The following is a 6920-nucleotide window of genomic DNA, read 5'->3' as shown; positions in this document are numbered from 1 at the left end:
TATCGTCGGCTTGCGCCTAATTTGGTGCAATTTTAGCAATCAGCAGCCCTAATATTTGAATGTTCAACAGACCCTAGGCCGTGTCTTCGATTCAATCGATAGTCCTCTAAATGGGCTAAAAATGTCAGCGCTGTAAAAAAAGAGTGTAAAACCTAGCAAAAAATCACAGGTTTTACACTCTTTTTTATTATCTATTTAATCCTAGGGCGTGTCCTCATTTTAAAAATGGTGATAAAAATGAGGACACGCCTTAGTAATTGCATCAATCACAAGCAACAGCAGCCCCTGTTTTATCAATACACATTTTATTACCGTTCTTTAGGTTACCAATCCACGCCTTGCCACCAGTAAATACAAAGGATGGCTGACCCTGATAGCTATCATCGGTCAACACACCATCACTCGTAAAGCGAAAGGGAATCGCAAGCTCACCGCCAAGATTGACAAAGCCCCACTCATCACCGATACGCACGCCAGCATACTCCTCAGAGAACGGACGCACTTCATCAAATGAGTAAGTAATCATGATGACGTTATTGTCATCGACAAAGCCCCATTTTCCATCTTGTTGACTCGATTTTAACGTTGTAAAACGAGCGGGTATAGGCTGTGAGGATGCGTTGGTTTTTTCATCAGGGGAGATAGGTTTCTTTACAGCTGGCGTATCACTCTGCCCGTTTGGATCGCTCGCGACATTGCCATTTTTATCCACCCAACTGGTCGCGCGGTTTTTGCGTACACGTGCCACACCGTTACGATAATCATCGATATCATCAATCGCCACTGAAAACGAAACGACGATACTATTGGCTGTATTGATGACGCCATAATGACCGTTTTTCTTTACCACGATACGCCCACTTGATACTGGTCGCGCCCATCCTTGGCTGTCTGTGAGGATATCGTACATGGCGGGCACAACTTCACGGCCCTGCATATTGAGATAACCGACCCGACTGTTACGCAGTACAGGCAATAGACCGCCTGACAGTTTATCGGCATCAACTTTTTGATAGCGTGATAAATCAACGACTCTTTTACCTTTTTTGTCAATCAACGCCACTGGCGCACCAAAGTCTTTGATCGCCAAAAAATAGCTGCTACTGGCAGTACAAGAGACATTTTTATAATAACTTTTTGGGATTTTACAACTGGCAGCTTGCACACTGGGTATTAGAAATAACGCACTAGAGAGAATCGTAATAACGAAACCGTATTGCGATATTTTTGACGGTGCATCAGATATCACAGATGGCTGTTGTTTTGATGACAATCGTTGAAGCATAAATAAACCTAGGCAAATAATATGTAGATTGTTTGATATAACAAATGGGGTATTGAGCATAGTATAAGCTACTAGACTAACAAATAGTAATCTCTGCGCCAATGCCATTCCGGCTAGGATGCCACCTATATATCCAATCGCCTGTCAAATCTCTCATACATCGGCGTTTTTTTATAAACACTTCAATATAAAGGCTGTCATTTCATCGGCATAAATTTACGGATAAAAATACTTTATTATCAAATACTTTCATGACTCATTCGTCTCTAGCCTATTCAACACGCCCTAGCGATAGGTCACCTATTAACCGTAATGAATTGTGACTTTACCATTTCATTTTGTGCTCAAAACCATGACAATAGGGCTTTGTGTCAGCATCGTACTGGCATAATGCAGTGATAATAAGCACACTTATATAAGGACGATTTATGGCTATTGCTTCTTCGCGCTCTGCATCTATTGGCTTGGTCATTGGTTGTATCATTTTTGGATTGGGCAGTCTGATCGTCGCTCATGTCGATATTGGTGGGTGGGCCATGTCATTTTGGCGATTGGCCATTTCAGGTGTCGTGTTTGCCGTATTGGCTAAGATAATGGGACAGAGAATGCCCAAATCAAGGCGTGCCATTTTTTATAGCCTATTATCGGGGGCATTTTTAGGGTTAGATTTGGCGCTGTGGCACGAGAGTATTTACGCTGTCGGTCCTGGTATTTCGACGTTGCTCAACAGCTTGCAAATATTTTTCTTGGCAGCAATTGGGTTTTTGTATTTTAATGAGCGTCAGTCTATCGTGCAGCTCATCAGTTTGTTTTTGGCAATGCTGGGCGTGGCAATGATAGGCAGTCCTGAGTTTGCACATAACAAGGCCGCGACTTGGGGCTTTGTCACTGGTATTGTGTCGGGCGCGATGCTGGCCGCGTCAATGACGTTTATCCGTAAAACGCATGATACCGAACCGACCCCGATATTTATGCTGATGCAACTGATTAGTATCGGCGGAGTCTTGGCAATGATTGTACCCATGTTTGTATTTGATACTGGTAATATTTTGCCCAATACATGGTCTGAGATTGTCTGGGTGCTCATCTATGGTACGGTGATGCAATGCTTGGCATGGGGACTGATTGCCTACTCTATTCCTAAGCTGTCTCTGGCATTGACTGGATTGTTATTATTGTCAGAACCCATTGCCGCCTTGGTCATTGATTATAGCTGGCTGGACAAACCGATTAACACCTTACAATGGAGCGGTGCACTATTGACGATGTTTGCCATTTATTTAGGATCGTTGAAGCCAAAACCACGCGCCCTACGCCGCTATCGGTTTTTTGCACGCTTTTATAAACGTAAGTATAAATAATCTTGGCAATTTCATCCAATAAAAAGCGCCCATGCTATCGATAGCATGGGCGCTTTTTCAACATTGTCAGTTTAGGGCCTGGCCTCATTTTAAAAATGGTGATAAAAATGAGATAAATCGCAGTCAAACAAGGAAAATAGCGCAGATAATATCGAGATATTAGTCAGCTATTTGACGCCGTTTGGCAAGATTTAGCCATTTTTTACCCATTTACATGACTATCGATTGAATTGAGGACACGCCCTAGTTCAGATATTCGATAAACACTCTAAAACTTAACCCATTATTTGGCTAACGATTTATTAGCAGCCTTCATCTCAGCGCTTTGGTTAAACAAGGCATTCAATACGATAGCTGCCAAAGTAGCAGTACCGATACCGCCCAAATCAAAGCCACCTAAGTGCAAGCTAAAATTACCTGTGCCCATAATGACAGTGACAGCGGCAATAATCAGATTGCTGTTTTTGCTAAAATCAATGTGGCTATCGATCCAAATCTTTATCCCAGCGACAGTGATAAGGCCGAAGACTACGATAGAAGCACCGCCCAATAAGGCCGCTGGTATCGTCTGAATGATGGCACCAAACTTTGGCGACAGACCCAATATGATAGCAACCAAACCTGCTACCACAAATATCGTCGTGCTATATACTTTTGTGACTGCCATGACACCAATGTTCTCAGCATAAGTGGTGACACCTGTACCGCCAAATCCTGCTGAAAAAGTGGTGGCCAAACCATCTGCCAAAAATGCTCGACCCATATAAGGGGTTACACGAGCCTTGGTCATGCCCTCTACTGCCTTAAAATGGCCTAAATTTTCAGCCACCAAAATAAAGGCCACAGGTGCAATCAGGATAATAGCGCCTATCTCAAAACGCGGGGTATGAATGCTCGGCAGGCCAAACCATGAAGCCGCGGCTACTGTACTAAAGTCAATCGCAGCACCAAAGCCTAGAATATTGGTCATCACAAAATAAGCAACGTACGACAGCACCAAGCCCACGAGGAGCAACAGACGGCGCAACATGCCACGGGTAAACACCGCCACACCACTAATGAGCAGTACCGTCAAAGTGGCCATCCAAGCATCAAACTGATTGGCAGACACGCCTTGAATGGTCACTGGTGCCAAGTTCAAACCGATAATCATGACAATGGCACCGGTGACGATAGGCGGCATCAAACGCTCAATCCAGCCAGTACCTGTTTTCATCACCAGCAGGCCAATCAATGCATAAATGATACCACAGGCCATAATACCGCCTAACGCGACATTCAAATTGGCATTGAACCCTGCACCTGCATAAGCGGTCACCGCAATGACTGGGCCAATAAAAGCAAAACTTGATCCCAAATAGCTCGGCATGCGTCCACCAGTGATCATAAAAAACATCACCGTACAGATACCGGACATCAAAATGGCTAAGTTAGGGTCAAACCCCATTAATAAAGGCGCAAGCACCGTCGCACCAAACATCGCAAACGTATGCTGCACACCGAGTAATATACTCTTGGATGGTGGCAAATAGTCATTGATACCGACTGGATCACGATCCAGATCGCCCTTATAAGGGCGCCATGTTGGGAACCAGCGCCCATTTTCAAAGTCTGGATTGTGCGGATAATTGATGGCAGCTGAGTCGATACCTGCAGACTCTAAAGCGTTTTGGGTTGATTGATCTTGAGCGCTGTTGTCTGAAGCTGATGAGTGGTCTTTTTGAGATGGCATGCGCGCTTGTCCTATGTGAGCTAAGCTAAAGTAATAGGCTAGAATAACGGATAAAATAAAAATTGAATGGGTGTCTTACTTAAGGCGTGTCTCTAAAGGTTTACATAAATAGCAAAACCCCAGTTCCTTCTATCTATAGTATGTACCCCATTCATTTATGCTTTAATATGACAAACCAAAAGTATTATTTGGTATGATAAGCATATCTCGCTAGATGTATGAATACGGATAAGTCTTACTAAAAACGACATGGGTCTTTTATAGTTCGTCTTATGTGATGGTGATAACCAACTTACAGGATGTTACATAGTTGTTGACTGCGAGTCATGATAACGGAGTTTCAAAATAAATAAAAGTTATTATTCAATCGCCATCTGTGCTCATTTACCTGAATACCCTCACAAATAGTGTCTCGCATCCACCTCTTAACGATGGCTCGGATCGATGACTGTCTATTATATTTTTAACAAAAGTGCTCCATGCCATAGATAAAATATGCTGAAGCCTTTAAAACTTTTGGTAACTTATTATGATTAGTGTTTTTGATTTATTTAAAATTGGCATAGGGCCATCAAGCTCACATACAGTCGGCCCAATGCTGGCTGCAAATCTTTTCTTAGCTTCACTAAGTAAGCATCAAGAACTGACAACGATTAAAACGATTGAAATTGAGCTTTATGGGTCTTTAGCAGCTACAGGCAAAGGACATGCCACCGATACTGCCATATTACTAGGACTACTTGGACACGCTCCTAGCACCATTGATACACGCATGACCAGTAGTTATTTATCGCCTATATTTTCTGACAAGACACTGAATGTATCTGGTACTCATGCCATTAATTTTGATACGGAGCGAGATATTTATTGGTATGACGATACGGTACTGCCCTATCATCCCAATGCATTAATGCTTCGAGCCATATCGACAGACGGTACTCACTATCAGCAGACTTATTACTCAGTCGGCGGTGGTTTTGTGATTAATGAAGAAGATGCCACTAGCCCAGACGAAGACCATGCCAGCCCAACGATTGATGTGGTCCCTTACCCATTCAATAGCGCTGCAGAGCTTTTAGAGCAGTGCCGTCAACACGGTTTAAGCATCAGCGATCTGGTACTGGCCAATGAGTGTCACTACCGCAACCAAACAGAGGTATTTGCCTATTTAGATTCTATTTGGGCTTCTATGCAGGACTGTGTGATACGCGGGTGTCAAAATAGTGGCATATTGCCTGGTGGCCTAGATGTGAAGCGTCGTGCTCAAGCCTTACATCTACAACTGTGCGCTGAAAAAAACCAGCCTGTGACGAAGAACGATAAGCTTGCGGCGATGGATTGGATTGATCTTTACGCACTGGCCGTCAATGAAGAAAACGCCAATGGTGGTAATGTCGTGACTGCCCCTACCAATGGTGCTGCAGGTATTATCCCTGCCGTCATGCATTATTACCGTGACTTTCTATCAACTTACAGCATAGAAGGCGCTCGCAAGTTTTTATTGAATGCCACTGCTATCGGTAGCTTAATTAAACAGAACGCTTCAATATCTGGCGCTGAGGTCGGCTGTCAGGGTGAAGTTGGCTCTGCTTGTGCGATGGCGGCATCCGCATTGGCTGAAATCCTAGGTGGCGATCCTGCTAAATGTCTCAATGCTGCCGAAATTGGTATTGAGCATAATCTAGGTCTCACCTGCGATCCTGTTGGCGGACTAGTACAAGTGCCTTGCATCGAACGCAATGCGATGGGCGCGGTAAAAGCTGTGAACGCAGCACGCCTCGCCTGCCGTGGTAATGGACAGCACTTCGTTTCTTTAGATAAAGTCATCGAGACGATGAAAGTGACCGGTGCTGATATGCTTGATAAGTATAAAGAAACATCCCGTGGCGGACTTGCTATCTATGCCGATAATCGCATCCCTACAGCAACTCGCGGCTTTACTGTTAACTATAGCCAGTGTTAAAGTTCATCAATGATTCATTTAAAAAAAACAATAAAAAAGGCCTCTAATTCGTTAGAGGCCTTTTTAGTACGTGTCACGAAATTATCGTGAACCCATTAATCTCACTATTATTCAGCAGTTTTTGAAACCACTTCATTGAGAATCCAAACTGGTTGAACCACATTAGAGCCTTCAGCAGTCATTGCTTCTTGGCGTACATCAAGGACGTAACGGTAGTTTGGCTCATAGGTAAAGCCTTGGATATTACCATTTAGCGTGGTGTAGTTTTTTTGATAAGTCTGACGATACTGCAAGCACTGTGACTCAACCATGCTGCCATCAGTGGCGGTCAAATCGCAAACTGCTTTGCGTGGTGCGATTTCTACTTCAAAACTTGAGATATTAACCACTTTCACGTTCATAGGCTCCCCTTCAACAACCATCGTACGCTCATTGTCCATACCCATCGTCGAACAACCAGAAAGCGCAAAAGTCGTCATCAATGCTGCAAGTGCTAATTTTTTCATTATTCAATCCTCAGATAATTGTTATTAATACATTGTTAGTTGCTTATAGTTACTTATTTATATGTACTCAATT

General features: G+C 43.5%; 5 protein-coding genes. 2 read left to right on the top strand and 3 right to left on the bottom strand.

Going from position 1 to position 6920, the window contains the following annotated elements:
* Positions 1 to 262: 262 nt before the first annotated feature.
* Positions 263 to 1285, bottom strand: coding sequence for a WG repeat-containing protein (locus QL982_RS13740; RefSeq protein ID WP_290163906.1), 1023 nt, complete (start codon positions 1283 to 1285; stop codon positions 263 to 265).
* Between the two features lie 428 nt (positions 1286 to 1713).
* Here QL982_RS13740 and QL982_RS13735 point away from each other — a divergent pair, with 428 nt between their 5' ends.
* Complete coding sequence (locus QL982_RS13735; protein ID WP_290163905.1) at positions 1714 to 2646, top strand: DMT family transporter; 933 nt, start codon at positions 1714 to 1716, stop codon at positions 2644 to 2646.
* Between the two features lie 283 nt (positions 2647 to 2929).
* Here the strand turns inward: QL982_RS13735 and QL982_RS13730 are convergent, their stop codons facing one another.
* Positions 2930 to 4378: a solute carrier family 23 protein gene (locus QL982_RS13730; RefSeq protein WP_290163903.1), complete on the bottom strand. Its 1449-nt coding sequence runs from the start codon at positions 4376 to 4378 to the stop codon at positions 2930 to 2932.
* A 529-nt stretch (positions 4379 to 4907) separates the two neighbouring features.
* Here QL982_RS13730 and QL982_RS13725 point away from each other — a divergent pair.
* Positions 4908 to 6341 carry an L-serine ammonia-lyase gene (locus QL982_RS13725; protein ID WP_290163901.1) on the top strand — a complete coding sequence of 478 codons (1434 nt, stop codon included), beginning with the start codon at positions 4908 to 4910 and terminating at the stop codon, positions 6339 to 6341.
* A 107-nt stretch (positions 6342 to 6448) separates the two neighbouring features.
* Here QL982_RS13725 and QL982_RS13720 read toward each other — a convergent pair whose 3' ends face one another.
* Positions 6449 to 6847, bottom strand: a complete 399-nt coding sequence (locus tag QL982_RS13720; protein ID WP_290163899.1) for a DUF4377 domain-containing protein — start codon at positions 6845 to 6847, stop codon at positions 6449 to 6451.
* Positions 6848 to 6920: the final 73 nt, after the last annotated feature.

This window comes from Psychrobacter sp. 5A.1 (assembly GCF_030407455.1).
Lineage (GTDB): Bacteria > Pseudomonadota > Gammaproteobacteria > Pseudomonadales > Moraxellaceae > Psychrobacter.
This window is presented reverse-complemented; position numbering and strand designations above follow the sequence as displayed.

Coding starts and splice junctions, on each gene's coding strand:
- QL982_RS13740 (WP_290163906.1), bottom strand. CDS start 1,285: ATGCTTCAACGATTGTCATCAAAACAACAGCCATCTGTGATATCTGAT.
- QL982_RS13735 (WP_290163905.1), top strand. CDS start 1,714: ATGGCTATTGCTTCTTCGCGCTCTGCATCTATTGGCTTGGTCATTGGT.
- QL982_RS13730 (WP_290163903.1), bottom strand. CDS start 4,378: ATGCCATCTCAAAAAGACCACTCATCAGCTTCAGACAACAGCGCTCAA.
- QL982_RS13725 (WP_290163901.1), top strand. CDS start 4,908: ATGATTAGTGTTTTTGATTTATTTAAAATTGGCATAGGGCCATCAAGC.
- QL982_RS13720 (WP_290163899.1), bottom strand. CDS start 6,847: ATGAAAAAATTAGCACTTGCAGCATTGATGACGACTTTTGCGCTTTCT.